General features: G+C 65.5%; 20 protein-coding genes and 1 riboswitch. Of the genes, 7 read left to right on the forward strand and 13 right to left on the reverse strand.

Annotation, left to right across the window (positions count from 1 at the left end):
• Positions 1-6: 6 nt before the first annotated feature.
• The 6 genes from ribBA to glyA all read right to left on the reverse strand — a co-directional run bounded on the left by ribBA (position 7) and on the right by glyA (position 6,003).
• Positions 7-1,098, reverse strand: a complete 1,092-nt coding sequence (ribBA, locus tag L2Y96_RS17620) for a bifunctional 3,4-dihydroxy-2-butanone-4-phosphate synthase/GTP cyclohydrolase II (protein ID WP_247328787.1) — start codon at positions 1,096-1,098, stop codon at positions 7-9.
• 13 nt (positions 1,099-1,111) lie between these two features.
• Positions 1,112-1,753 carry a riboflavin synthase gene (locus tag L2Y96_RS17625; RefSeq protein ID WP_247328790.1) on the reverse strand — a complete coding sequence of 214 codons (642 nt, stop codon included), beginning with the start codon at positions 1,751-1,753 and terminating at the stop codon, positions 1,112-1,114.
• A gap of 75 nt (positions 1,754-1,828) precedes the next feature.
• Positions 1,829-1,989, reverse strand: a riboswitch (FMN riboswitch).
• 164 nt (positions 1,990-2,153) lie between these two features.
• Entirely contained in the window at positions 2,154-3,128 is a 975-nt protein-coding gene (locus tag L2Y96_RS17630; protein WP_247328793.1) for a Gfo/Idh/MocA family protein, read from the reverse strand.
• Positions 3,125-4,189 (reverse strand): bifunctional diaminohydroxyphosphoribosylaminopyrimidine deaminase/5-amino-6-(5-phosphoribosylamino)uracil reductase RibD, encoded by a 1,065-nt coding sequence (ribD, locus tag L2Y96_RS17635; RefSeq protein WP_425492629.1) that lies wholly within the window; start codon positions 4,187-4,189, stop codon positions 3,125-3,127. The genes L2Y96_RS17630 and ribD overlap by 4 nt, the downstream gene beginning before the upstream one ends.
• Before the next feature lie 38 nt (positions 4,190-4,227).
• A complete protein-coding gene (nrdR, locus tag L2Y96_RS17640) occupies positions 4,228-4,743 on the reverse strand; it encodes a transcriptional regulator NrdR (RefSeq protein ID WP_247328798.1) in 516 nt (171 codons plus the stop codon).
• Between the two features lie 3 nt (positions 4,744-4,746).
• Positions 4,747-6,003 carry a serine hydroxymethyltransferase gene (gene glyA / locus L2Y96_RS17645; protein ID WP_247328801.1) on the reverse strand — a complete coding sequence of 419 codons (1,257 nt, stop codon included), beginning with the start codon at positions 6,001-6,003 and terminating at the stop codon, positions 4,747-4,749.
• A 215-nt stretch (positions 6,004-6,218) separates the two neighbouring features.
• Between glyA and L2Y96_RS17650 the strand changes: the two genes are divergently transcribed.
• From L2Y96_RS17650 to L2Y96_RS17665, 4 genes are all read left to right on the forward strand, one after another.
• The gene (locus tag L2Y96_RS17650) at positions 6,219-6,818 is read left to right on the forward strand and encodes a reprolysin-like metallopeptidase (RefSeq protein ID WP_247328804.1); all 600 of its coding nucleotides are present in this window, start codon (positions 6,219-6,221) and stop codon (positions 6,816-6,818) included.
• A gap of 148 nt (positions 6,819-6,966) precedes the next feature.
• Positions 6,967-8,625 carry an energy-dependent translational throttle protein EttA gene (gene ettA, locus L2Y96_RS17655; protein WP_247328806.1) on the forward strand — a complete coding sequence of 553 codons (1,659 nt, stop codon included), beginning with the start codon at positions 6,967-6,969 and terminating at the stop codon, positions 8,623-8,625.
• A 136-nt stretch (positions 8,626-8,761) separates the two neighbouring features.
• Positions 8,762-9,580 (forward strand): orotidine-5'-phosphate decarboxylase, encoded by an 819-nt coding sequence (gene pyrF / locus L2Y96_RS17660; RefSeq protein WP_247328809.1) that lies wholly within the window; start codon positions 8,762-8,764, stop codon positions 9,578-9,580.
• Positions 9,581-9,698: 118 nt separating this feature from the next.
• The gene (locus L2Y96_RS17665; protein WP_139984663.1) at positions 9,699-10,082 is read left to right on the forward strand and encodes a helix-turn-helix domain-containing protein; all 384 of its coding nucleotides are present in this window, start codon (positions 9,699-9,701) and stop codon (positions 10,080-10,082) included.
• Positions 10,083-10,134: 52 nt separating this feature from the next.
• Here L2Y96_RS17665 and def read toward each other — a convergent pair whose 3' ends face one another.
• Positions 10,135-10,671 (reverse strand): peptide deformylase, encoded by a 537-nt coding sequence (gene def, locus L2Y96_RS17670; protein WP_247328811.1) that lies wholly within the window; start codon positions 10,669-10,671, stop codon positions 10,135-10,137.
• 167 nt (positions 10,672-10,838) lie between these two features.
• Between def and L2Y96_RS17675 the strand changes: the two genes are divergently transcribed.
• Both L2Y96_RS17675 and L2Y96_RS17680 read left to right on the forward strand, forming a co-directional pair.
• On the forward strand, positions 10,839-12,914 hold the full coding sequence (locus L2Y96_RS17675) for a carbon starvation CstA family protein (protein WP_247328813.1): 2,076 nt from the start codon (positions 10,839-10,841) through the stop codon (positions 12,912-12,914).
• A gap of 5 nt (positions 12,915-12,919) precedes the next feature.
• Positions 12,920-13,132, forward strand: a complete 213-nt coding sequence (locus L2Y96_RS17680; protein ID WP_247328815.1) for a YbdD/YjiX family protein — start codon at positions 12,920-12,922, stop codon at positions 13,130-13,132.
• A gap of 572 nt (positions 13,133-13,704) precedes the next feature.
• Here L2Y96_RS17680 and L2Y96_RS17685 read toward each other — a convergent pair.
• Complete coding sequence (locus L2Y96_RS17685) at positions 13,705-14,400, reverse strand: FadR/GntR family transcriptional regulator (protein ID WP_247328817.1); 696 nt, start codon at positions 14,398-14,400, stop codon at positions 13,705-13,707.
• Between the two features lie 142 nt (positions 14,401-14,542).
• Between L2Y96_RS17685 and L2Y96_RS17690 the strand changes: the two genes are divergently transcribed.
• A complete protein-coding gene (locus tag L2Y96_RS17690) occupies positions 14,543-15,676 on the forward strand; it encodes an aldose epimerase family protein (protein ID WP_247328820.1) in 1,134 nt (377 codons plus the stop codon).
• Positions 15,677-15,798: 122 nt separating this feature from the next.
• On the opposite strand, the gene L2Y96_RS17695 is transcribed toward L2Y96_RS17690, so the two are convergent.
• From L2Y96_RS17695 to xerD, 5 genes are all read right to left on the reverse strand, one after another.
• A complete protein-coding gene (locus L2Y96_RS17695; RefSeq protein WP_247328823.1) occupies positions 15,799-16,704 on the reverse strand; it encodes a DMT family transporter in 906 nt (301 codons plus the stop codon).
• The gene (locus tag L2Y96_RS17700) at positions 16,701-17,546 is read right to left on the reverse strand and encodes a glycosyltransferase family 2 protein (RefSeq protein WP_247328825.1); all 846 of its coding nucleotides are present in this window, start codon (positions 17,544-17,546) and stop codon (positions 16,701-16,703) included. Before L2Y96_RS17700 ends, L2Y96_RS17695 begins: the two co-directional genes overlap by 4 nt.
• Positions 17,547-17,554: 8 nt before the next feature.
• Complete coding sequence (purL, locus tag L2Y96_RS17705; protein ID WP_247328827.1) at positions 17,555-21,418, reverse strand: phosphoribosylformylglycinamidine synthase; 3,864 nt, start codon at positions 21,416-21,418, stop codon at positions 17,555-17,557.
• A gap of 261 nt (positions 21,419-21,679) precedes the next feature.
• Positions 21,680-22,432, reverse strand: a complete 753-nt coding sequence (locus L2Y96_RS17710) for a DsbC family protein (protein WP_247328831.1) — start codon at positions 22,430-22,432, stop codon at positions 21,680-21,682.
• 93 nt (positions 22,433-22,525) lie between these two features.
• The gene (xerD, locus tag L2Y96_RS17715; protein WP_247328834.1) at positions 22,526-23,440 is read right to left on the reverse strand and encodes a site-specific tyrosine recombinase XerD; all 915 of its coding nucleotides are present in this window, start codon (positions 23,438-23,440) and stop codon (positions 22,526-22,528) included.
• Positions 23,441-23,460 lie beyond the last annotated feature (20 nt).

Consider the following 23,460-nt stretch of genomic DNA (forward strand, 5'->3'; position numbering starts at 1 on the left):
TCAGGTTTAGCTGTCCTGCGCGACCACTTCAAGGCCAAAGCCCGAAATGCCCACGAACTTCCGTGGCGTGCCGATCACCCGCAGGCGCCTGACACCAAGATCAGCGAGCATCTGCGCGCCCAGCCCAAGCTGGCGCCATTCCTGGTCATCCTTGGGTGCCGGCATCGGCTGCTTGTCGCCACGCAGGCGGCCCAGCAGCGCCTCGGGCGTGTCTTCACCGGAAAGCACCAGCAGCACGCCGCGGTCTTCGTCGGCAATGCGGCGCAGCGCCTCGGTGACGGTCTGGCCGAGGTCGTCGCGCTTCAGGTGCAGCACGTCGGAAAGCGTATTGCGCACATGCACGCGCGTAAGCACGGGTTCGCCGTCGGCGATGGCACCCCGCGCCAGCGCGAAGTGCAGGCCACGACGGATCGCGTCGCGGTAAGCCACCAGGCGGAACGGGCCGAATTCGGTCTGCACGTCCTCTTCGAAGACGCGCTCGACCGTCTTTTCGGTTTCCAGCCGGTAGCGGATCAGGTCGGCGATGGTGCCGATCTTCAGCCCGTGCTTCGCGGCGAAAGCCTCCAGCTCGGGGCGACGGGCCATCGAACCATCGTCGTGCAGCACCTCGATGATCGCGGCGGCTGGCTCAAGACCGGCCATGGCGGCCAGGTCGCAGCCCGCTTCCGTATGCCCTGCGCGGGTCAGCACGCCGCCCGGCTGCGCCGTCAGCGGGAACACATGGCCCGGCATGGTGATATCCGACGGCTTCGCATCCTTCGCCACGGCCACCTGCACGGTGTGGGCGCGATCGTGCGCGGAGATACCCGTCGTCACGCCTTCGGCCGCCTCGATCGAGACGGTGAAGTTGGTGTGGTACGGCGAGTTATTGTCCGAGACCATCGGCTTCAGGCCGAGCTGGCGCGTGCGCTGCTCGGTAAGCGTGAGGCACAACAGGCCGCGTGCTTCGCGCACCATGAAGTTCACGTCTTCCGGCCGCACCTTCTCGGCGGCCATCACGATATCGCCTTCGTTCTCGCGGTCTTCGTCATCGACGATGATGACCATGCGGCCCTGGCGCAGGTCCTCGACGATCTCGGGGATGGTGTTGAATGCCATGTGCGTGCGCCCCTTAGGCGAAACCGTGTTCTTTGAGGAAACCTTCGTCCAGACGCGGCGCGCCACCACTGGAGAGCAGGCGCTCCACGTAGCGGGCCACCACGTCGACTTCGATGTTCACCGTGTCGCCCGGGCGGCGCGCCGCGAACGTCGTGTGTTCCACCGTATGGGGAATAAGGTTCACGCCAAAACGGGTGCCATCGACCTCGTTGACGGTGAGGCTGGTGCCGTCGATGCAGACCGAGCCCTTATGGGCGATGTAGCGCGCGAGATCGCGCGGCACTTCAAACGTCCAGCGCAGCGAGCGCCCATCGGGCACCACGGATACCACCTTGCCGGTGCCATCGACGTGGCCCGACACCAGGTGGCCGCCGAGGCGATCGGCCAGGCGCAGGGCTTTTTCGAGGTTCACCGCATCGCCCGCTTTGTGCTTGCCGAGCGAGGTCATGGCCAGGGTCTCGTTGGAGACGTCGGCGGCGAAGCTCGTGCTGTCGAACTCGATCACCGTGAGGCAGACGCCGGACACGGCGATGCTGTCGCCCAGGGCGACATCGGCCATGTCGAGGGAAGTGGTGTCGACCACGAGGCGCACGTCGCCGCCGCGGGGTTCCAGCCGCTTGATGCGGCCAACAGCCTGGATGATGCCGGTGAACATATGGCGTTTCTCGCTAAGTGAGGCGAAAAACGTCCCAAGGCGCATGGCGCCACGCGCCCCGCAAGGGACGCATGGTGCCGTCTTCTTTCATCCGGACTATGACCGTCGGCTCCGGAATTCGACCGGATCTGCTGACCTCCCGGCGGGTGCCGGGAGCGCTCGCGGGCTCATTTCCTCAGGAAAACCCAGGGAAACCTACCGCCGGTGGGGAATTACACCCCGCCCTGAAGACGCTTGAATGTGTTGCGAAGCATAACATGGGGCTATCCCTATCCACTGCAACCCCGGCCTTACCGTAGGAGCCCACCCTGTGGGCGACATCCTTCGCCTCACCGCCGCACGGCCTGTAGCGTTATCGCGAACGGCGTCGCCCACAGGGTGGGCTCCTACCTGGTGGCGGTCACGTTGGGTTGAGCACCTGGTCCATCACCCAGTTGGTGCGGGCGGCGGTTTCGCCGGTGGAGGGGCATGCGCCCTCCCCCCGCAACGCCTGCACCATCGTGGTGATCAACGGTTGCTGGATGTGTGCCGGGTTTTCGATCAAAAGGTTGTCGACCTTGCCATCGGTTTCCACCTGGATCGGGCCATCGCCGAAGGTGGCGAAGACCAGGCGGCCACGGTCGCCTACGATTTCCACGCGATCCTCGCGGCGGTCGGCACCGAAGTTCCACAGGCCCGTGCCGAGCATGCCGTTGCCGAAGGCGAACGCCATGGCTACCGCATCCTCAGCGGGGTAAGCGCCCAGCTGGTTGCGGGCCATGCCATGGACCTCGGTGATCGGGCCGAGCAGGAAATCCAGGATGTCGAGGGTGTGGCTACCGATATCGACGAAAATGCCACCACCGGAAAGCTCGGGGCGCACGCGCCACGGCAGATTCGCGGGGTCCTGGTACTGCGCTTCGAACGGATGGTGCAGCACCACGTTCACGAAGCGCGGCGTGCCGATCACGCCATCGCGCAGCAGGCCAGCGATGGTGGTGAAGCGTGGCAGCGCGCGGCGGTAGTACGCCACGAACACCGGTACGTTCGCCGCCCTGCCCGCTTCGACGATATCCAGGCACTCGCAATGATTCAGCGCCATCGGCTTTTCGATGTAGACGGGCTTTCCGGCAGCGATGGCCTGGAGTGCATACGCGCGATGGCTCGATGGCGGCGTGGCGATGTAGACCGCGTCGACCTCCGTATCCGCGATGAGCTGCGCGGCATCGTCGTACCAGCGCGGCACGCCGTGCCGCTCCGCGTAGTCACGCGCTTTCGCGACGTCGCGGCGCATCACGGCGACGAGCGATGAGCCCGGCACCTTCGAAAAGGCGGGGCCGCTTTTCAATTCGGTAACCGCGCCGCAGCCGATGATGCCCCAGCGCACGGTCTTCATACGGTGGGCCGCATCAGCAGGCGGGTATCGTCGCCGACCTGGCGGCGATCGATCGTTTCGAGCTTCCAGCGCGAGGCCATGTCATCCAACGGCGGCAGGTGCAGCATGGGCCGCGCGGTGTGGCCCAGCAGCACGGGGGCGATGTAAATCAGCAGCTCGTCCGCGAGGCCTTCGGCCAGCAAAGCACCGCAAAGTACGGGACCCGCCTCGACGTGCACTTCGTTGACATCGTGCTGCGCCAGCCAGTGCAGCGCGGCGCGCAAGTCGAGACCTTTGCCCTCTTCCGCACGGATCACGGCGCGCTGCACGTCCCGCAGGTGCGGCGGCACCACGGCATCGGCCGCATGCAACAGCACCGTTGGCGCGCTGCCATCCAGCACGTTGAAACCCGCCGGCGTGCGCAGGTGCGTATCGAGTACCGCACGCAACGGCGGCACGAACGCTTCGCCCTCAGGCAGGCGCACGGTAAGGCGCGGGTTATCCGCGAGCACGGTACCGCTCGCCGAAAGGATCGCGGAGGCGCGTGCACGCCAGCGCTGGCCATCGGCACGCGCTGCCTCGCCCGTGATCCACTGCGAAGCGCCGTTGGCGAGCGCGGTACGCCCATCCAGGCTCATCGCCAGCTTGACGCGCACCCACGGGCGGCCGCGCTGGATCCGGCTGAAGAAGCCGATGTTCAGTTCGTGCGCCGCATCGCGCATCAGGCCGATCTGCACGCCAATGCCGGCGGCGCGGATCTTTTCGATGCCCTTGCCATCCACCTGGGTGAACGGATCCTCGTGGGCGATGACGACACGGCCGACACCGGCGGCGATCAGTGCATCGGCGCAAGGCGGCGTGCGGCCATGGTGGGCGCACGGTTCGAGCGTGACGTAAGCGGTAGCACCCCGCGCGGCTTCACCGGCCTCGCGCAATGCGAATACTTCCGCATGCGGTTCGCCCGCCTTCGGATGCCAGCCCGTGCCCAGCACCGTCTCGCCGCGCGCGATAACGCAGCCGACGCGCGGGTTGGGCTGGGTGGTGAACAGGCCGCGCTCGGCGAGGCGTAGCGCATGGGCCATGTGGACATGGTCCATGGCCGGGAAAAACGGGCGGGTCATCAGGATTTGCGTCCGCGACGCGCCGCCTCGAGCAGGGGCAGTTGCAGGCCTTCCAGCGAGGGCAGATCGCGTTCGAGTTTCTCGATCTCCTCGCGGAACGCGTGGACATCCTCGAAACGCCGGTACACCGAGGCAAAACGCACGTAGGCCACCTGGTCGAGCGCCTTGAGCTCGCGCATGACCAGCTCGCCGACCTGACGGGAGGGCACCTCGCGCTCGCCACTGCGGCGCAGGTCGTTCATGACCGCGCGCGTGGCCGCGTCGACCGAATCGCTGGCAACGGGGCGCTTTTGCAACGCACGCTCGAAGCTGACACGTAGTTTGTGTTCGTCGAAGGGCTCGCGGCGATCGCCTGATTTCACGATCGCCGGGAGCTTCAGTTCCGCGGTTTCGAACGTATTGAAACGCTCGCCACACTGCGGACACTCGCGCCGCCTGCGCACCGTGCCACCGTCTTCGGTAAGCCGGGAATCGATGACGCGGGTGTCTTCATGCTGGCAGAACGGACAATGCATCGATCAGCCGTAGACCGGATACTTCTTGCACTGCGCCGTCACCTTCTCGCGCACGGCCTTGATGACGGCGTCATCGTTCGGCGCGTCGAGCACGTCGCAGATCCAGTGGGCCAGTTCGATCGTGTCCGCTTCCTTGTAGCCGCGGGTGGTGATCGCCGGCGTACCGACGCGCAGGCCCGAGGTGACGAACGGCGAGCGCGGGTCGTTGGGAACGGCGTTCTTGTTCACCGTGATGTGCGCCTTGCCGAGCGCCGCCTCCGCGTCCTTGCCGGTGGTCTCACGGCCGATCAGGTCGACCAGCATGAGGTGGTTCTCGGTACCGCCAGAAACCACCTTGTAACCGCGCGCGATCAGCGTCTTGGCCATGGCCTTCGCATTGGCGACGACCTGCTTCTGGTAATCGGTGAACGACGGCTCCAGCGCTTCCTTGAACGCCACGGCCTTGGCGGCGATGACGTGCATGAGCGGGCCGCCCTGGATGCCCGGGAACACGACCGACTGGAGCTTCTTTTCCAGCTCCTCACCGAGGCCCTTGGCCACGATGATGCCGCCGCGCGGACCGCGCAGGGTCTTGTGCGTGGTGGAGGTAACGACGTGTGCGTGCGGCACCGGGTTCGGATAAACGCCCGCGGCGACGAGGCCGGCGACGTGGGCCATGTCCACGAACAGGTACGCACCGACCTTGTCGGCGATCTCGCGGAACTTCGCCCAGTCGAGCACCTGCGAATAGGCCGAGAAGCCGGCGACAATCATCTTCGGCTTGTGTTCGACGGCGAGCTTTTCGATCTCGTCGTAGTTGACCAGGCCCGTATCCGGATCGATGCCGTACTGCACGGCATTGAAGATCTTGCCCGAGAGGTTGACCTTGGCGCCGTGGGTGAGGTGGCCGCCGTGGGCCAGGCTCATGCCCAGGATGGTGTCGCCCGGCTGCAGCAGGGCGAAGTAGACCGCCTGGTTGGCCTGCGAGCCCGAATGCGGCTGCACGTTGGCGTAATCGGCACCGAACAGCTTCTTCAGCCGCTCGATGGCCAGCTTTTCGGCCACATCCACGTATTCGCAACCACCGTAGTAGCGCTTGCCCGGGTAACCCTCGGCGTACTTGTTGGTCAGGGTGGAGCCCTGGGCTTCCATGACGCGCGGGCTGGCGTAGTTCTCCGAGGCGATCAGCTCGACGTGATCTTCCTGGCGGCGCGACTCGTTGGCGATGGCCTGGGCGAGTTCGTCGTCATAGCCGGCGATCGTTGCATCCTTCGGGAACATCTCAACCTCGTGCGGAAAGCGGTGGGGAAGGCGAAAAGTGTAGCTGAGGTGGGGGTTTGCGGCCAGCGAGGCAAGCCCGGGCGGCACGAACCGGAGGGATGATCAGGGATCGCCTACACCGAGACGGGCAAGACCCTGACGCGCCTATGGGCTGAACGTGCCTAAGCTGGCCCCCGGACGAGGAACGTCCGAATCCCCAACGAAAAGGAAATTCCATGAAAACCAGACTCCTGGCCCTGGGCATGACCCTGGCCGCCGCCCTGCCCGTTCAGGCAGCCCCACCCCCGGTGCTCGACGTTCATTTCGTGATCCACGAGGACGTCGAAATGAGCGACCAGGACTTCCATAACGAGCACGTCAGCAACTGGCTCGGCCACATGAGGGCCGATGTCACCCCAGGGCAGGACATCCGGATCCATATCCATCGCAAGCTTGAGGGGCTTGAATCCATGCCCTATGGCCACGACAGGGCCCTGGCAGACTGGCGCCGCCTTGCAACGCCTGTCCTGGAAGGGCTGGGTGGTACGGATCACCGCGCCATCCGCATGGTTCTCGTGGTGCAGGGCTCGCCGGTCAGCGACGGCCTTGGCATAGCCTACGCCGGCACGCCTTACGCCATGGCAAGCGTGCGCACCTCCAGCACCGTCGCGCACGAGCTGGGGCACACGTTCGGCGCAGTCCACGAGGACGCTGAGAACCGCTGGCCCTGCCAGACGAATATGTCCGCGTTCACGCCTGGCTACTGGCCCTGCCACGTCTACTCGGAAAAGAACCAGCAGCGCATCCGCGCCTTCCTGGACTACCGCGAGCCCTGAGCGGGCGCGGCACCGGCCCCCGGTCCCGGCTACCGGGGGCCCTGAATGCCGTCATGGTCACGGCCTTGCCCACGCAACCGGCTATAATAGGGGTTTGCCCAGCGGGGGCTTTCCGCGCCCGGGGCCAGGCTTTCCTGACGGAGCGTCCATGCAATACATCTACACCATGAACGGGGTGAGCAAGATCGTCCCCCCGAAGCGCCAGATCATCAAGGACATCTCCCTGTCGTTCTTCCCGGGGGCCAAGATCGGCCTGCTCGGCATCAACGGCGCGGGCAAGTCGACGGTCCTGCGGATCATGGCGGGCGTCGATACCGACTACCAGGGCGAGGCGCGCGCCAACCCGGGCACCAAGATCGGCTACCTGGCGCAGGAGCCCGATCTCGACCCGACCAAGACCGTGCGTGAAGCCGTCGAGGAAGGCGTCTCCGAGGTGCTCGATGCCCAGAAGGAGCTGGAAGAAGTCTATGCGGCCTACGCCGAGGAAGGCGCTGATTTCGACGCCCTGGCCAAGCGCCAGGAGCGCCTGGAGGGCATCCTCGCCGCGAACGATGCCCACGCCCTCGAGCGTCAGCTCGAAGTGGCAGCCGATGCCCTGCGCCTGCCGCCCTGGGATGCGCTGATCGGCCCCCTCTCCGGTGGTGAAAAGCGCCGCGTGGCGCTGTGCCGCCTGCTGCTCTCCAAGCCGGACATGCTCCTGCTCGACGAGCCCACCAACCACCTCGACGCCGAATCGGTCGACTGGCTGGAAACCTTCCTGCACGACTACCCCGGCACCGTCGTGGCGGTCACGCATGATCGCTACTTCCTCGACAACGCCGCCGAGTGGATCCTCGAGCTCGACCGCGGCCGCGGCATTCCCTGGAAGGGCAACTACACCGAGTGGCTGGAGCAGAAGGACGAGCGCCTGAAGCAGGAAGCCAACCAGGAGAAGTCGCGCCAGAAGGCCATCCAGAAGGAACTCGAGTGGGTTCGTTCGGCCGCCAAGGGCCGCCAGTCGAAGGGTAAGGCGCGCCTTAACCGCTTCGAGGAGCTGAACTCGGTCGAGTACCAGCGCCGCAACGAAACCAACGAGATCTTCATTCCGCCGGGCGAGCGCCTGGGCCAGGAAGTGATCGAGTTCAAGAACGTCACCAAGTCGTTCGGCGACCGCGTGCTCATCGAAGACCTGTCGTTCAAGATCCCGGGCGGCGCCATCGTCGGCGTCATCGGCCCGAACGGCGCCGGTAAGTCCACGCTCATGAAAATGATCATGGGCAAGGAAACGCCGGATTCCGGCGAGGTGAAGTTGGGCCACACGGTCAAGCTCGCCTATGTCGACCAGTCGCGCGATGCGCTCGATCCGAGCAAGAACGTGTGGCAGGAAGTGTCGGGCGGCTCGGATATCCTGACCATCGGCAATTTCGAGATCCAGTCGCGCCAGTACATCGGCCGCTTCAACTTCAAGGGCACCGACCAGCAGAAGATCGTTGGCCAGCTCTCCGGTGGTGAGCGCGGCCGCCTGCACATGGCCAAGACCCTGCTCCAGGGTGGCAACGTGCTGCTGCTCGACGAACCGTCGAACGATCTTGACGTCGAAACGCTGCGCGCGCTCGAAGACGCCCTGCTTGAGTTCCCGGGCTGCGCCGTGGTCATCTCGCATGACCGCTGGTTCCTCGACCGCATCGCCACGCACATCATCGCGTTCGAAGGCGACTCGCACGTCGAGTTCTTCCCCGGCAACTACAACGAGTACGAAGCCGACAAGAAGCGCCGCCTTGGCGACGATGCCGGCCCGAAGCGCGTCAAGTACAAGAAGCTGGTCTAAGAACGTTACCTATCAGGGGTGCCCGCACCCCTTGTAGGAGCGCGCTTGCGCGCGATGGGTCTGGCCCCGGTCCTTGGCCAGAGCATCGCGCGCAAGCGCGCTCCTACACTCATCTCATTCCACCGGAGCGCTGCCCGTGAACTTCATGAACTCGCTGAAGGACGCCTGGCGTCGCAACGATTCCCTCGTCTGCGTGGGGCTCGATCCCGAGCCGGGCCGCCTGCCGGAAGGCCTGTCGGGCGAGGAAGGCCTCTTTACCTTCTGCCGGGAGATCGTGGACGCCACCGCCCATGTGGTCTGCGCCTACAAGCCACAGATTGCCTACTTCGCTGCCCAGCGCGCCGAAGGCGTGCTCGAGCGGGTAATCCGGCACATCCACGATAAGCATCCGGGCATCCCCGTGATCCTGGACGCCAAGCGTGGCGATATCGGTTCGACGGCAAAGCAGTACAGCGTCGAAGCCTTCGATCGCTTCGATGCCGATGCCGTCACCCTCAACCCCTACATGGGAAAGGACACGGCCGAGCCTTTCCTGGCGCATGCCGACAAGGGCGTTATTTTGCTCTGCCGCACATCCAACCCCGGCGGTGCGGATTTCCAGGCGCTGGATTGCGGCGGTCTGCCGCTGTACCTGCGCGTCGCCGAGGCAGTGGCCAGGGACTGGAACGGCAACGGCAACTGCGCGCTGGTGACGGGTGCCACCTGGCCAGAAGAACTAGGTCGCGTGCGTGCAATTGTAGGTAACATGCCATTACTGGTTCCCGGCATCGGCGCACAGGGTGGCGACATCGCCGCCGTCATGCAGCACGGCCAGACCACCGATGGCACCGGCCTGATGATTTCATCGTCCCGCGCCATCATCTACGCCAGCAGTGGATCGGATTTCGCCGAGGTCGCCCACCAGAAGGCGGATGAAATGAGAAAATCGGTCAACTCGTTTCGTTTTGAACGTTAAAAACGAAAAGCAGTCGTAAATTGCACGACTTGGCAACTGTCAAGGGCTTACGCTCCCGGCCCGGGCTATCAACAATACCGGGTCTTTTGCGCCGTAAAAGCGTTCCACCGGAGTTGTTATGCCACTTACCAACCGAGGTTTTTCTCAACGTCTGCATGTCGCGCTGGACATGGCTGGCGTCAAGAAAGGCCGCGGCCGCATTACTCAGCTGGCCGATCTTTTCGATGTCAGCCGGGAAACGGCACGCAAGTGGCTTAGCGATCTTGGCCTCCCGGAACTCGAGCGCCAGATCGATATGGCCGTCCGCTTTGGCGTCAACTTCGAGTGGCTAGCCACCGGCCGCGGCTCGCCGAGCGGTGCCACCGGCGTCAAGGAGAGCCCCGCGCTCTACCGCGCCGACTCCCGTGAGCAGCTGCGCCTGGTCGGCCTCGTCAGCCGCCTGCCCAAGGAGCGCCGCAAGGCCCTCCTGGTCATCGTCGAAGCGCTCGCCGAAGCCGAATAAGAGCATCGCGCGCAAGCGCGCGATAAGCCGACGAAGCGGTTAAGCGACGCCCTCAGTCGTCGCCAATATCCATCCCGGGGAAAAGCACCTCGGTAAAGCCGAACTTCGTAAAGTCCGTAATCCGCGACGGATAAAGGCGGCCGATCAGGTGGTCGCATTCGTGTTGCACCACCCTTGCGTGGAACCCCTCGGCGGTCCGGTCGATCGGCTGACCCTGCGGGTCGATGCCCTGGTAGCGAATCAGCGAATAGCGGTTCACCGCACCCCGCAGCCCCGGCACCGACAGGCACCCTTCCCAGCCCTCTTCCATATCCTGAGATAGCGGTGTGATCACCGGGTTGAGCAGGATCGTCTGCGGTACCGGTGGCGCATCGGGATAGCGCTCGCTGCTATCGAAGCCAAAGATCACCAGTTGCAGGTCCACGCCGATCTGCGGCGCCGCAAGGCCCACGCCGCCAGCGTGGTGCATGGTGTCGAACATGTCGGTGATCAGGGCATCCAACTCGGGCGAACCCACCATGTCATCGGACACGGGGGGAGCGATGCGCAACAGGCGCTCATCGCCCATTTTCAGGATCTCGCGAATCATCGGTTGGCCGCGGGGAGTGGGGTTGCCGCCAGCATGGCTTGTGCAGCGCCCCGGCTCAAGTCGTTTCCATTCGACCAATGGCTAATACGTGCAAGCCCTGTGAATCATTGACCCCCACGGGCCCGGGGGCGACCCTTGTCACAACCGCAAGGGGAGCCAAGAACACCATGCAAAGCGCCATTCCTAAACCCAGCCCGGCAGGCAAGATCCTGTGGGCCGCCATCGCCATCGTGGGCGCCTGGTGCCTCGGCGTCGTGGCCCTGCGCCGCGGCGAACCCATCAATGCCATCTGGATCGTCACTGCCTCGATCGCGGTGTTCCTTATCGGCTACCGCTTCTACAGCCGCTTCATCGCCAACCGCGTGCTCCAGCTCGATCCGAGCCGGGCCACGCCCTCGGTGCTACGTAACGACGGCCTCGATTACGTTCCGACCGATAAGTGGGTGGTGTTCGGCCACCACTTCGCCGCCATCGCCGGCGCCGGCCCACTGGTCGGCCCCGTGCTCGCCGCACAGATGGGCTATCTCCCCGGCATGCTCTGGATCCTGGTCGGCGTGGTCTTCGCCGGCGCCGTGCAGGATTTCATGATCCTTGGGCTATCGCTCCGCCGCGATGGCCGCTCGCTCGGCCACATGCTGCGCGAAGAGCTGGGCGAAGTACCCGGCGTCATCGCCATGGTGGGCGTGCTGGTACTCATGATGATCGTGCTGGCCGTGCTGGCCCTGGTCGTCGTGAAGTCGCTGACCCACAGCCCGTGGGGCACGTTCACGGTGGCCGCGACGATCCCCATTGCCCTGCTGATGGGCCTGTACCTGCGCTACATCCGCCCAGGCAAGATTCTCGAGGTATCCATCCTCGGGCTGATCCTGCTGATCGGGGCGATCCTTTACGGCAAGGTGGTTTACGACACGCCAGCGCTCGCCCACCTGTTCGATTTCGACGCCAAGGCCCTGGCCTGGCTACTGATCGGCTACGGCTTCTTCGCTTCGGTGCTGCCGGTTTGGCTGCTGCTGGCCCCGCGCGATTACCTGTCGACCTTCCTGAAGATCGGCACCATCGCCCTGCTCGCACTGGCTATCTTCCTGTCGGCGCCGACCCTGCAGATGCCGGCGGTCACGCAGTTCATCGACGGCACCGGCCCGGTGTTCCAGGGCAACCTGTTCCCGTTCCTGTTCATCACCATCGCCTGCGGCGCCGTCTCCGGCTGGCATTCGATCATTGCCTCGGGCACCACGCCGAAGTTGCTGGCCAACGAGGGTGAAGCCCGCATGGTGGGCTACGGCGGCATGCTGATGGAGGCCTTTGTCGCCATCATGGCGCTGATCGCCGCCGCGTCGATGCACCCGGGTGTGTACTTCGCCATGAACTCACCGGGCGCCCTCGTGGGCACCACGGTGCAGGAAGCGGCCGCCACGATCAGCCAGTGGGGCTTTGTGGTCACCCCGGCTGAACTGAGCGACACCGCAAGGCAGATCGGCGAAACGACGGTGCTGGGCCGCGCCGGTGGCGCACCGACCCTGGCCGTCGGCATGGCCCAACTGCTGCACGGCCTGATGCCAAGCGCGGAGATGATGGATATCTGGTACCACTACGCCATCCTGTTCGAAGCGCTCTTCATCCTGACCACCGTGGATGCGGGCACGCGCGTGGGCCGCTTCATGATCCAGGAACTGGCCGGCATGGCATATGCACCGCTGAAGCGGACCGACTCCTGGGTCAGTAACGTACTGGCCACGGTGATCTGCGTCGGTCTGTGGGGCTACTTCCTCTACCAGGGTGCGGTGGATCCGCTGGGCGGCATCAACACCTTGTGGCCGCTGTTCGGTATCGCCAACCAGATGCTGGCCGCGATCGCGCTGATGCTGGCCACGCTGGTCACGGTGAAGCTCAAGCGCGAGCGCTACGTGCTCGTGCCGGGCATCCCGGCCGTGTGGCTGGTGGTGTGCACCCTGACCGCAGGCTGGCAGAAGCTGTTCGACGACAAGATCAGCTTCACGGCAGCGGCGGACAAGTACGCCCAGGCCGCCGCGGCGGGCAAGTTCCTGCCCCCGGCGAAATCGGTCGACGAAATGCAGCGGATCATCACCAACAACCGCGTCGACATGGCCCTCACCGGCTTGTTCATGCTGCTGGTGCTGACCATGCTGTTCTTCTCGCTGCGCGCCATCGCACGTGCATGGCGTGCCAACCACGCCACGGCGCATGAGGAACCGTATGTCGCGCTGTCGAGCGTGAGCCCGTAAGGAGCATGCCGATGGAAAGCTACCACCCGGCATCGCCGCGTTCGTTGTGGAAGTGGGCGGTGCAAACCGCCCGCCTCTGCTGCGGCGTGCCCGATTACGATGTGTACGTAAAACACCTGCGCGAACACCACCCGGAACGCCCCGTGCCGAGTTACGGCGAGTTTTTCCGGGAGCGGCAGGAAGCGAGGTATCGCGGGACCGGCGGCAGGTGCTGCTAGCGACGCACGTTTCTACAACATCCTATGGGCCGGCGATTGCCGGCCCTTTTTTTCGGTTCATTCGCTGGCGCGAATGCGTGTGTTGAGCGGCGATCGCCGCGTCGTCCGTGGTGGGGTGAGGAAGCTGCGGGTGGGCAGGCCTTGGGGGCCGCCAGTCGCGGACCTTCGGACCGGGCCGTAGCGCCGTTATCGCGATAACCGAAGCGTTTGGCGGCCCTCCGCTCATGTCGGCCCCCAAGGCCTACCCACCCGCGCCCCCAGTGTTGAGGTTGATTGCAGGAGAGCTCGCAGCGTTGCAGCGGCGCGCCGACAGGACGCAAGGCTTCGGTGTACAAGCTCTTGCCCCACGCAACGAGACGTGTGGACTCGGGGGCGGTCAGGGCCTTGCGGCCGACATGAGCGGAGGGCCGCGCAACGTCACGCGTTTCGAGAAAGAGATGCCTACGGCCCGGTCCGAAGGTCCGCGACTGGCGGCCGCAAGGCCCTGACCGCCCCCGACCCCCGACAAACCCACAGCCTAAGGCGGCGCTAGCCGCTCAACACATGCATTCGCTTCAGCGAATGAACCAGTTCTATTTGCTCTTGCCCTTGCGCATGTTGGCGCGGGAGTCGTCGATCATCGCGCGCATGGCGTCGGCCGCTTCGTTCGGCCGGCGGCGGCGGATCGCTTCGTAGACCGCGCGGTGGTGCGGCAGCGAGTACTTGAAGTTCTTCGCCGTGCGCGCGGACATCACGAAGAACGTAGCAAGCGCGGTTTCGATCACCGAGAACAGCGAGCTAAGCAGCTCGTTATTGGTCGCCGCCAGCACGGCTTCGTGGAAGCGCAGGTCGGCCTCGGCCCAGGCATCCAGGTCAGGCGCCTCTTCCATCGCATCCAGCGCGTTACCGATGGCTTCCAACTGGACGGCATCGCGACGACGCGCCGCGGCCATGCACGCCGCGGGCTCGATGATGCCGCGCATCTCCACCAGCTTGCCGACGAAGTCCTCGGTGGGCATGGACGCACAACGCCAGGAGAGCACGTCCGGATCGAGATGATTCCAGAACCGGGCATCGCGCACGCGCATGCCGGTCTTCTGCCGCGTCTCGATCAGCCCCTTGGCGGCCAGCACCTTCAGCGCCTCGCGCAAGATCGTGCGGCTCACCTCCATCTGCGCGGCCAGATGCGCCTCACCAGGCAACGGGTCGCCCGGGCGCAGCACGCCACTCACGATCGAGCTGCCGAGTTCTTCGATTACCTGCGCGTGCAGGCCACGTGAATTTGCCATCTTCGGTGCCATCCCGCCCCAACCGCGTTGACCGCCCCCGCCATCCTAACGATGTTTGCGGTGGCGACCTTGACGCAGCGCAGCTTGTCATTTGTCGTACAAATATGCTCTTGTCGCGGGGTCACCACAAAGGGAGTGGACCATGCACAAGCTTCTCGCCGTAGCGACCACGGCATTCCTGCTTGGCGGCGCGTCGGCGGCTTCCGCCGGCGATGCCACGAAGGCATCGTTCGGCAGCACGCCGGATGGTAAAGACGTAACCGTCGTTACGCTCACCAACGGCAAGGGCATGACAGCGAAGATCATCTCGCTGGGCGCCGCGCTCTATGCACTGGATGTGCCCGACCGCAACGGCAAGCCGGGCGATATCGTGCTTGGCTACCCGGACCTGAAGGGCACCTTCGCCAAGCCGCAGTACTTCGGCGATACCGTGGGCCGTTATGCCAACCGCATTGCCAAGGGCAAGTTCAAGCTCGATGGCAAGGAATACACCGTGCCGGTGAACGATGGCCCGAACTCGCTGCATGGCGGCAAGCTGGGCTTCGACAAGGTGGTCTGGACGGTCGACAAGGTGGAATCGGGTGCGAACCCGAGTGTCACCCTGACCTACGTGAGCCCCGATGGCGACCAGGGTTACCCGGGCAAGCTCACTGCCACCGCGAAGTATTCGATCAACGACAAGAACGAGCTGACCATCGAGTACACGGCGACCACCGACAAGCCGACGATCGTCAACATCACCAACCACACCTACTGGAACCTCGCTGGCGAGGGCTCGGGTAGCGTCGAAGACCAGAAGCTGATGATCGCGGGCGATGCGTACCTGCCGACCGATGCCACCGCTATCCCGACGGGTGAAGTGCGCAGCGTGGCGGGCACCTACTTCGATTTCCGCAAGCCCAAGCCGATCGGCCGCGATGTTCGCCATGCAAGCGAACAGCAGCTCGTGTTCGGTCGTGGCTTCGACCACAACTGGGTGATCTCGCGGAAAGAGGCTCCGGCCGCTCGCGAAGTGGCGCGCGTGTCGGACCCGAAGAGCGGCCGCGTGCTGTCGCTGTGGTCGGCGCAGCCGGGCCTGCAGTTCTATTCGGGCAACTTCCTCGACGGCACCACGTCGGGCAAGGCCGGTGGCATCTATCGTGAAGGCGATGCGTTCGCCCTCGAGCCGCAGATCTTCCCGGATACACCGAACCAGCCGGATTTCGGCTCGGCACGTCTTGATCCGGGCCAGACCTACAAGAACGTGATGACGTACAAGTTCAGCACCACCAAGTAATGCACCTGTAGGAGCGCGCTTGCGCGCGATCAGCGTTGCCGCGAGCACCCATCGCGTGCAAGCACGCTCCTACAACAGCGGGGAAGTCGGAGAACGGGGAAGTAACGACGCCGGACGCAGGTTCAGCCGGCTTCGTGGTGCAGCGCTTCGGCGGGTTTCTTACGGCGGAAGCGTGGTGCGAGTTCCACCATGTACATGGCGGCCAGCACCAGGGCACCGCCAAGCACCATCCGGGTGGTCAGTGCATCCACCCCCAACGCCACGGCAAAGCCTGCGGCGAACACCGGTTCCGTCGTCATGACGATCGCCGCCCGCGTGGCAGGCATATGCGCCTGCGCCCACGTTTGCACCAGCATCGCCAGCGCGCCAGCGACCAACGCCATGTAGACGATCGCGATCCAGGCCTTGCCGTCCGGCGGCAGCGCCGGCCCGTGGTGCGGCAGGGTGGCGAGCACGCACACCACGGCGATGCCCAGCATCTGGATCGCCGACATGCCGAAGGCATCGCCCGGCTTCGACCAGTGACCCAGGCCGACGATATGCAGGGCGTACAACGCCGCGGACGCGAGGGTGAGCCACACGCCCAGGCTAACGGAAAAGCCGTTCAGCGCCAGCACGCCCAATCCCACCATCGCGAGCACGACAGCTACCCATGTGGACATAGGAAAGCGCTGGCGGAACAAGGCCAGGGCGAGGAACGGGGTGAACACCACATACATGCCGGTGACGAAGCCGCTGACACTGGGCGAGGTCAGCGCGATGCCTTCGGTCTGCAGCCATTGCGCCACGCCATAGAGCACGCCGAGCGCCAGGCCACGCAGGGTCTGCGCTTTGCCCAGCCGGCGGACCGGCACCGCGAACAGCACCAGCATGGCCACGGCCGCGATCACGAAACGCACCGCCAGGAAATCGATCGGCAGCATGCGGCCGACGACGTCCTTGATCATGACGAAGGTGGAACCCCAGATGGCGGTGACCGCCAGCAAGCCCAGCGTCGCCGGGCCGCTCCCCTTCATCGCCGCGCTCATCGGCGCTTCTTGCGGAGCAGCTGCCCGGGGATCTTCAGCACGAAGTGCGCCCAGATGCCGAGCCACACCACGGCACGCACCAGCGGATTCGTCGCCGCGGGATCGTGGCGACGGAACCAGATGAACATGCTGCGGTGCTTGTGCCGGCTGACGAACACCGGACGGTGGCGGCTGGAGCCGCCTTTGCCGTGCATCACCTGCACGTCGCCAGCAAGCAGTACCTGGTAACCCATGTCACGTGCGCGACGGCACAGGTCCATGTCTTCGCAATGCAGGAAGAACGTCTCGTCGAAGCCACCCAAGGTCTCGAACGCAGCCCGCGGCATCAGCAGGATGGCGCCCGAAACGATTTCCACGGGCTCGGCACCGGCAGGCAAAGGGCCTGCGATGTCGATGCCGCCGCCGCGGCCCAGCTTGGTCGCGATCGCACGCCCGAGCAACGGATCGCGCCGGCGCGACGCGGGATCGACCTGACCGGAAGCATCCTGCACTACGGCACCGACGATGCCCGTGTGTGGGCCAATGTGGGCACCCATGCGGGTGATCGTATCCGGATCGATCAGGCAATCCGGGTTAAGGACAAGCAACCACTTGCCACGGGCGTGGACCGCCCCGCGATTCACCGCCGGGCCGAAGCCGAGGTTGGCGCGGTTATAGACCACGCGCACGCGGTCATCGCCCACGTACGCGCGATCGAGCGCTTCCGGCACGCCATCGTCCGAACCGTTGTCGACCAGGATCACCTCGACCGGACGGTCGCTCGCGAGGGCGTGTTCCACGCACTCGCGAGTCAGCGGGCCGCTATCGGCCAGGACGATGATGATGCTGGTGAGTTCGTCCACCGTCGTGCTCAACCCACCCAGGCCCGCGCATTGCGGAACATGCGCATCCAGGGTGAATCCTCACCCCACTGCTCCGGGTGCCAGCTGAGCTGGGCACTGCGGAACACGCGCTCCGGGTGCGGCATCATGATGAGCACGCGGCCATCGGCGGCGGTGAACGCCGTGAGGCCGCCCGGCGAGCCGTTCGGGTTCAGCGGGTAATGCTCGGTCGGCTTGCCGCGGTTATCCACGAAGCGCGCTGCGCCGTGGCTCTTCGACGGGCTGCACACCTTGGGGAAATGCACGCGGCCTTCGCCATGCGCCACCGCCACTGGCAGGCGCGAGCCGGCCATGCCACGGAAGAACAGGTTGTTCGAATCCATGATCTCGACGGTGGCCAGGCGTGCCTCGTACTGCTCCGACTGGTTGCGCAGGAACTGCGGCCAGTGGTCGGCATCGGGGATGATGTCCTTCAGCTGCGACATCATCTGGCAGCCGTTGCACACGCCCAGCGCGAACTTCGAACCATCTTCGAAGAAGCGTGCGAATTGCTCGCGCAGCGCATCGTTGTAAAGGATCGACGTGGCCCAGCCACGACCGGCGCCGAGCACGTCACCGTACGAGAAGCCACCGCAGGCAGCGAGACCGCGGAAATCCTTCAGGTGGTAACGGCCGCTGGCGAGATCGGTCATGTGCACGTCGACCGCGTCGAAGCCGGCGCGGGTGAACGCGGCGGCCATTTCCACCTGGCCGTTGACGCCCTGCTCGCGCAGGATCGCCACGCGCGGGCGCACACCGGTCGCGATGTACGGCGCGGCGATATCGTCAGCGGGATCGAAGCTGAGCTTCGGCGACAGACCCGGATCGGCATCGTCGAGGCGCCACTCGCTTTCCTGGTCGGCGCTGAGCGGGTTGTCGCGCAGGCGCTGCATGGCATAGCTGGTTTCGTTCCAGGCGCGGAACAGTTCGGTCCAGTTCCACTTGAACGGCGTTTCGCCATTCAGGTGCAGCTTGATGCCGAGTTTTTCCTTCGGGCGGCCCACATGGTGGGTCATGCCGGCCAGGTTGTGCTTCACCAGCAGCTGTTCAAAGGCTTCGCGATTGGCACTGGCCACCTGGACCACGGCGCCGAGCTCTTCGTTGAAGAGCGCGCGCAGGGTGGCATCGGCCCAGCCATCGAGCTTGATCTCGAGGCCGCAGTGGCCGGCGAAGGCCATTTCCAGCAGGGTGACGATAGCGCCGCCGTCGGAGCGATCGTGGTAAGCGAGCAGCAGGCCGCCACGGTTGGCTTCCTGGATCAGCTCGAACATGGCGCGCAGGCGCTTGGCGTCATCCAGATCCGGCGGCACGCCGCCACCGCGGTTGAACACCTGGGTCAGCGCGGACCCACCAAGGCGGTCACGGCCGGCACCGAGGTCGATCAGCCAGAGGTCGGTATCACCGCGATCAAGCTTGATCTGCGGGGTGAGCACACGGCGCACGTCATCGACGCGCGCGAAGCCGGTGATCACGAGCGACACCGGCGAGACGGTCTTCTGCTTCTTGCCGTTCTCGTCCTGCCACACGGTCTGCATGTGCAGGGAGTCCTTGCCCACCGGGATCGCGATATCCAGCTCAGGGCAGAGCTCCATACCGACCGTGCGCACGGCATCGAACAGCGCGGCGTCTTCGCCCGGGTGGTTCACCGCGGCCATCCAGTTGGCGGACAGGCGCATTTCTTCAAGCTTGAGCGGTGCAGCGGCCATGTTGGTGATGGCTTCGCCCACCGCCATGCGCGCGGCATCGGCGCTCGACAGCAGGGCCACCGGCGCGCGCTCGGCCATGGCCATGGCTTCGCCGGTATAACCGTCGAAGTCCGTCATGGTGACGGCGACATCGGCCACCGGCACCTGCCACGGGCCAACCATCTGGTCGCGCGCGTTGAGGCCGCCGACGGTACGGTCACCGATGGTGATCAGGAAGTTCTTGCTGCCAACCGCCGGCAGGCGGAGGACGCGCATCAGCGCTTCATCCATGCCGATGCCGGTCAGGTCGGCCACGAGATCGACGCGCGGCTTCACGCGCTGCGCATCGCGGTGCATGCGCGGCGGCTTGCCGAACAGTACGTCCATGCCGAGGTCGATCACGGTGAGATCGCGGCGCGGATCCTTCACGATGAGGCGTGCTTCGGCGGTGGCTTCACCGACGACGGCGAACGGGCAACGCTCGCGCTTGCAGTACGCCTCGAACTCGGCGATCTCGTCCGGGCCGATCGCCAGGACGTAACGCTCCTGCGATTCGTTGCTCCACACCTGCATGGGCGAGAGCGTGGGATCGTCGCAGGGCACCTTCGACAGGTCGATGATGCCGCCGACGCCCGCGTCGTTGAGGATCTCGGGGATGGCGTTGGAAAGACCACCCGCACCGACATCGTGGATGCTGACGATGGGGTTCTTGTCGCCACGAGCCCAGCACGCGTCGATGACCTGCTGTGCGCGGCGCTCCATTTCCGGGTTATCGCGCTGCACGGAGGCGAAATCGAGTTCCGCACTGGAGGTACCCGACGACACCGACGAGGCGGCACCGCCGCCCAGGCCGATGAGCATGGCCGGACCACCGAGCACGATGACCTTATCGCCCGGGCGCACGTCGCGCTTCTGGACGTGCTGCTCGCGGATGGCGGCGAGGCCACCGGCGATCATGATCGGCTTGTCGTAGCCGCGACGGATGCCCTTCTCGCCCGTCTCCTGTTCGAAGGTGCGGAAGTAGCCACCGAGCGCGGGACGGCCGAACTCGTTGTTGAACGCGGCGGCGCCGAGCGGGCCATCGCGCATGATTTCAAAGGCGCTGGCCATGCGCGGCGGCAACGGACGCGGCGTTTCCCACGGACGCGGCGTACCCGGGATGCGCAGGTGCGACACCGAGAAACCGGTGAGACCGGCCTTCGGCTTGCCGCCGCGGCCCGTCGCGCCTTCATCGCGGATTTCGCCACCGGAACCGGTGGCGGCACCCGGCCACGGCGCGATGGCCGTCGGGTGGTTGTGCGTTTCGACCTTGATGGCGTACGGCGCGCTTTCCTTCACCGTGCGGAACACGCCGTCGTCGGGATTCACGAAGAGGCGGTTGCCCTCGTAGCCCTCGACCACCGCCGCGTTGTCCTTGTACGCGCTGAGCGTGAACTTCGGCGACAGTTTGTGGGTGTTCTTGATCATACCGAACAGGGAGTTTTCCTGTTCCTTGCCGTCCAGCGTCCAGGTGGCGTTGAACACCTTGTGGCGGCAGTGCTCCGAGTTCGCCTGGGCGAACATCATGAGCTCGGCGTCGGTGGGCGCACGGCCCATCTCGCTGTAGCGGTCGGCGAGGTAATCGATCTCGTCGTCGGCCAGGGCCAGGCCCAGGTGCTGATTGGCGGCTTGCAGCGCGCCCTGGGCATCGCTACCCAGTTCCACGCGGCCAATGTCACCCGGCGTACCGACCAGGAACAGGCCCTTTGCTTCGGCAAGGTCATCGAGCGGCGACTGGACCATGGGGTCGCAGAAGGCGGTCATGACCTGCGCGTAGGCCGGGTCGCCTGCCGCCGGCATGCCGGTGACCTGCCAGGCCACGCCACGCTCCACGCGGCTGACGTCGAAGCCAGCGCCGTGCAGGATGTCGGTGGCCTTGCTCGACCAGGGCGAAATCGTGCCAAGGCGCGGCACCACCCAGAAGGTGGCCGGCTCGGGGTTACCTGGCTTGGCTTCCAGCACGGCCAGTAGGCGGGCGCGGGCGTCACCTTCCGGCGGCGTAGCGGCATCCACGAAGTACACGAACCAGGCCGCCTGCACGCGGGTCCCGTGGTGCAGGGACTCCAGGTGGGCGTTCAGGCGTTCGAGGCGAAAAGGCGAGAGGGCGCTCTGCCCGTCGAGTGCGATCATGCGGGGGGATAAGGCGCTGGAGGAAAACGCCTATTCTACATGATGTTGCGGGACAGCATCGGGGTCCGCCCCGATGCCGTAGGAGCCCACCCTGTGGGCGACATCTTTCGCAGAGAAGCCACAGGACCCAGGCGGCGCGGCAAGAGGCGTCGCCCGTAGGAGCCCACCCTGTGGGCGACATGTTTCGCAGAGGAGCCGCAGGGCCCGGACGGTGCGGCGAAGGATGTCGCCCACAGGGTGGGCTCCTACGGGCAACCGGGCTTAGCCGCCCTTGCCAGCGGTGCCGGCCGGGGCCTCGACCGCCTTCAGCAGCTGGGCCGGGCTGAGGTAGCCGCCGACCACGTCGCCGTTCTCGGTGACAACGGTGGGGGTGCCGTTCACGCCAAGGCGCTCGCCCAGTTCGAACTCATCCTTCACCGGGTTGGTGCAGCTGGCCGCCTTGACCGAACCGCCCTTCATCGCCTCGTTGAACGCGTTCTTGCGGTCGGAAGCGCACCAGACCGAGACGGCCTTGGTGTACGAGGGGGTGTCGTTGCCGGCGGTGGTCTTGACGCCTTCGCGCGGCCAGAACACGTATTCGACGGTGATGCCCTTCTTGTTGAACTCATCGATCTGCGAGTGCAACTGGCGGCAGAAGCCGCAATCCACGTCGGTGAACACCGTGACGGTGTGCTTGGGCTGCGCAGCGGCGTAGACCAGCCGCTGGGAAGCCGGCACCTTGGCCAACGCGGCCTTGCGTGTGGCGGCCCAGCTGGCCGCCGAGAGGTCCGTCTGGCTCTTCAGGTCGATGAGGTTGCCGTTGAGCATGTAGCGGCCATCGGCCGACACGTAGACCATGCGACCAGCAGCCACGACCTGGTAGAAGCCGGGCATGGGCGCGGGCGCGATGGAATCCACCGTGATGCCTGGGCCGAGGCCTTCGACGGCATCGCGCACGACCTTGGTGTCATCAGCGGCGGCGGCGCTCATGGCGAACGCGCCAGCCAGGATCGCCGGGAGGATTTTCTTGAACATCGGGTACGGCTCCATGGGGTACCGGGGGATTCCGCGAGCCCAGCTTGGAACGCGTGGGCCGCGATCGGTTCCCCCGATTGTGGCACGAGCGGGTTAGCCGCGGGGGTGATGCTGGGCGTGAAGGCGCTTCAAACCCTCTTTGGCAACAAGCGTATAGATCTGCGTCGTGCTGAGCGCACTGTGGCCCAGCAACATCTGTAGGGCGCGCAGGTCAGCGCCATGGTTGAGAAGATGCGTAGCGAACGAATGTCGCAAGACGTGAGGTGAGACACGTTTACCCGGGATGCCCACTTGCATGGCGTAGCGCTTCACCAGGGTCCAGAACTGCTGGCGAGTCATGGCGTCGCCGCGCTTGGTGAGAAACAGGGCGAGCGGCTGGCTGTGGCCCTTGGCCAACACCGGCCGTGCCTCGGCCATGTAGCGCTCCACGTGGTTCAACGCCTCTTCGCCCACGGGCACCAGGCGGTCCTTTCCGCCCTTGCCGGTGACACGGAGCACGCCCTGGCGCGTGTTCAGGCCGGCCAGGGGCAGATCGACCAATTCCGATACGCGGAGGCCCGAGGAGTACATCAATTCCAGCATGGCGCGATCACGCAGGCCGAGCGGCGTATCGGTATCGGGTGCGACGATGAGCGCCTCGATCTCACGCTCGGCCAGCGCCTTGGGCAGACCACGCGGCATCTTCGGCCGCTGCATTAGCAGGGTCGGGTCTTCCTTCTTGCCCTCGTCGCGCGCCAGCTGCGCGTAAAAGCGGCGGAACGCCGACTGCCGCCGCGCCATGCTGCGCACCGACACCGGTTGGCTGCCGTGATACGCGGAAAGATCTTCGCGCGTCGCCGTGGCGAGGCCATGCCCGCGCGTCTCGAGCCAGCGCGAAAGCTGCACAAGATCACGCCGGTACGCCTCGAGCGTGCGATCGGCCAGGCCATCTTCCGACCACACCCGCTCGATGAAGCGATCGATGAGGCGTGCGTCGTCGGTTTTCGGTTCGGTCTTACTTTCCGTCATGGATCGATGGTCGCACGAGG

Origin of the sequence: Luteibacter aegosomaticola, from assembly GCF_023078475.1 — a bacterium.
Taxonomy (GTDB): Bacteria; Pseudomonadota; Gammaproteobacteria; order Xanthomonadales; family Rhodanobacteraceae; genus Luteibacter; species Luteibacter aegosomaticola.

Coding starts and splice junctions, on each gene's coding strand:
- ribBA (WP_247328787.1), bottom strand. CDS start 1,098: ATGGCATTCAACACCATCCCCGAGATCGTCGAGGACCTGCGCCAGGGC.
- L2Y96_RS17625 (WP_247328790.1), bottom strand. CDS start 1,753: ATGTTCACCGGCATCATCCAGGCTGTTGGCCGCATCAAGCGGCTGGAA.
- L2Y96_RS17630 (WP_247328793.1), bottom strand. CDS start 3,128: ATGAAGACCGTGCGCTGGGGCATCATCGGCTGCGGCGCGGTTACCGAA.
- ribD (WP_425492629.1), bottom strand. CDS start 4,189: ATGGCCCATGCGCTACGCCTCGCCGAGCGCGGCCTGTTCACCACCCAG.
- nrdR (WP_247328798.1), bottom strand. CDS start 4,743: ATGCATTGTCCGTTCTGCCAGCATGAAGACACCCGCGTCATCGATTCC.
- glyA (WP_247328801.1), bottom strand. CDS start 6,003: ATGTTCCCGAAGGATGCAACGATCGCCGGCTATGACGACGAACTCGCC.
- L2Y96_RS17650 (WP_247328804.1), top strand. CDS start 6,219: ATGAAAACCAGACTCCTGGCCCTGGGCATGACCCTGGCCGCCGCCCTG.
- ettA (WP_247328806.1), top strand. CDS start 6,967: ATGCAATACATCTACACCATGAACGGGGTGAGCAAGATCGTCCCCCCG.
- L2Y96_RS17665 (WP_139984663.1), top strand. CDS start 9,699: ATGCCACTTACCAACCGAGGTTTTTCTCAACGTCTGCATGTCGCGCTG.
- def (WP_247328811.1), bottom strand. CDS start 10,671: ATGATTCGCGAGATCCTGAAAATGGGCGATGAGCGCCTGTTGCGCATC.
- L2Y96_RS17675 (WP_247328813.1), top strand. CDS start 10,839: ATGCAAAGCGCCATTCCTAAACCCAGCCCGGCAGGCAAGATCCTGTGG.
- L2Y96_RS17680 (WP_247328815.1), top strand. CDS start 12,920: ATGCCGATGGAAAGCTACCACCCGGCATCGCCGCGTTCGTTGTGGAAG.
- L2Y96_RS17685 (WP_247328817.1), bottom strand. CDS start 14,400: ATGGCAAATTCACGTGGCCTGCACGCGCAGGTAATCGAAGAACTCGGC.
- L2Y96_RS17690 (WP_247328820.1), top strand. CDS start 14,543: ATGCACAAGCTTCTCGCCGTAGCGACCACGGCATTCCTGCTTGGCGGC.
- L2Y96_RS17695 (WP_247328823.1), bottom strand. CDS start 16,704: ATGAGCGCGGCGATGAAGGGGAGCGGCCCGGCGACGCTGGGCTTGCTG.
- purL (WP_247328827.1), bottom strand. CDS start 21,418: ATGATCGCACTCGACGGGCAGAGCGCCCTCTCGCCTTTTCGCCTCGAA.
- L2Y96_RS17710 (WP_247328831.1), bottom strand. CDS start 22,432: ATGTTCAAGAAAATCCTCCCGGCGATCCTGGCTGGCGCGTTCGCCATG.
- xerD (WP_247328834.1), bottom strand. CDS start 23,440: ATGACGGAAAGTAAGACCGAACCGAAAACCGACGACGCACGCCTCATC.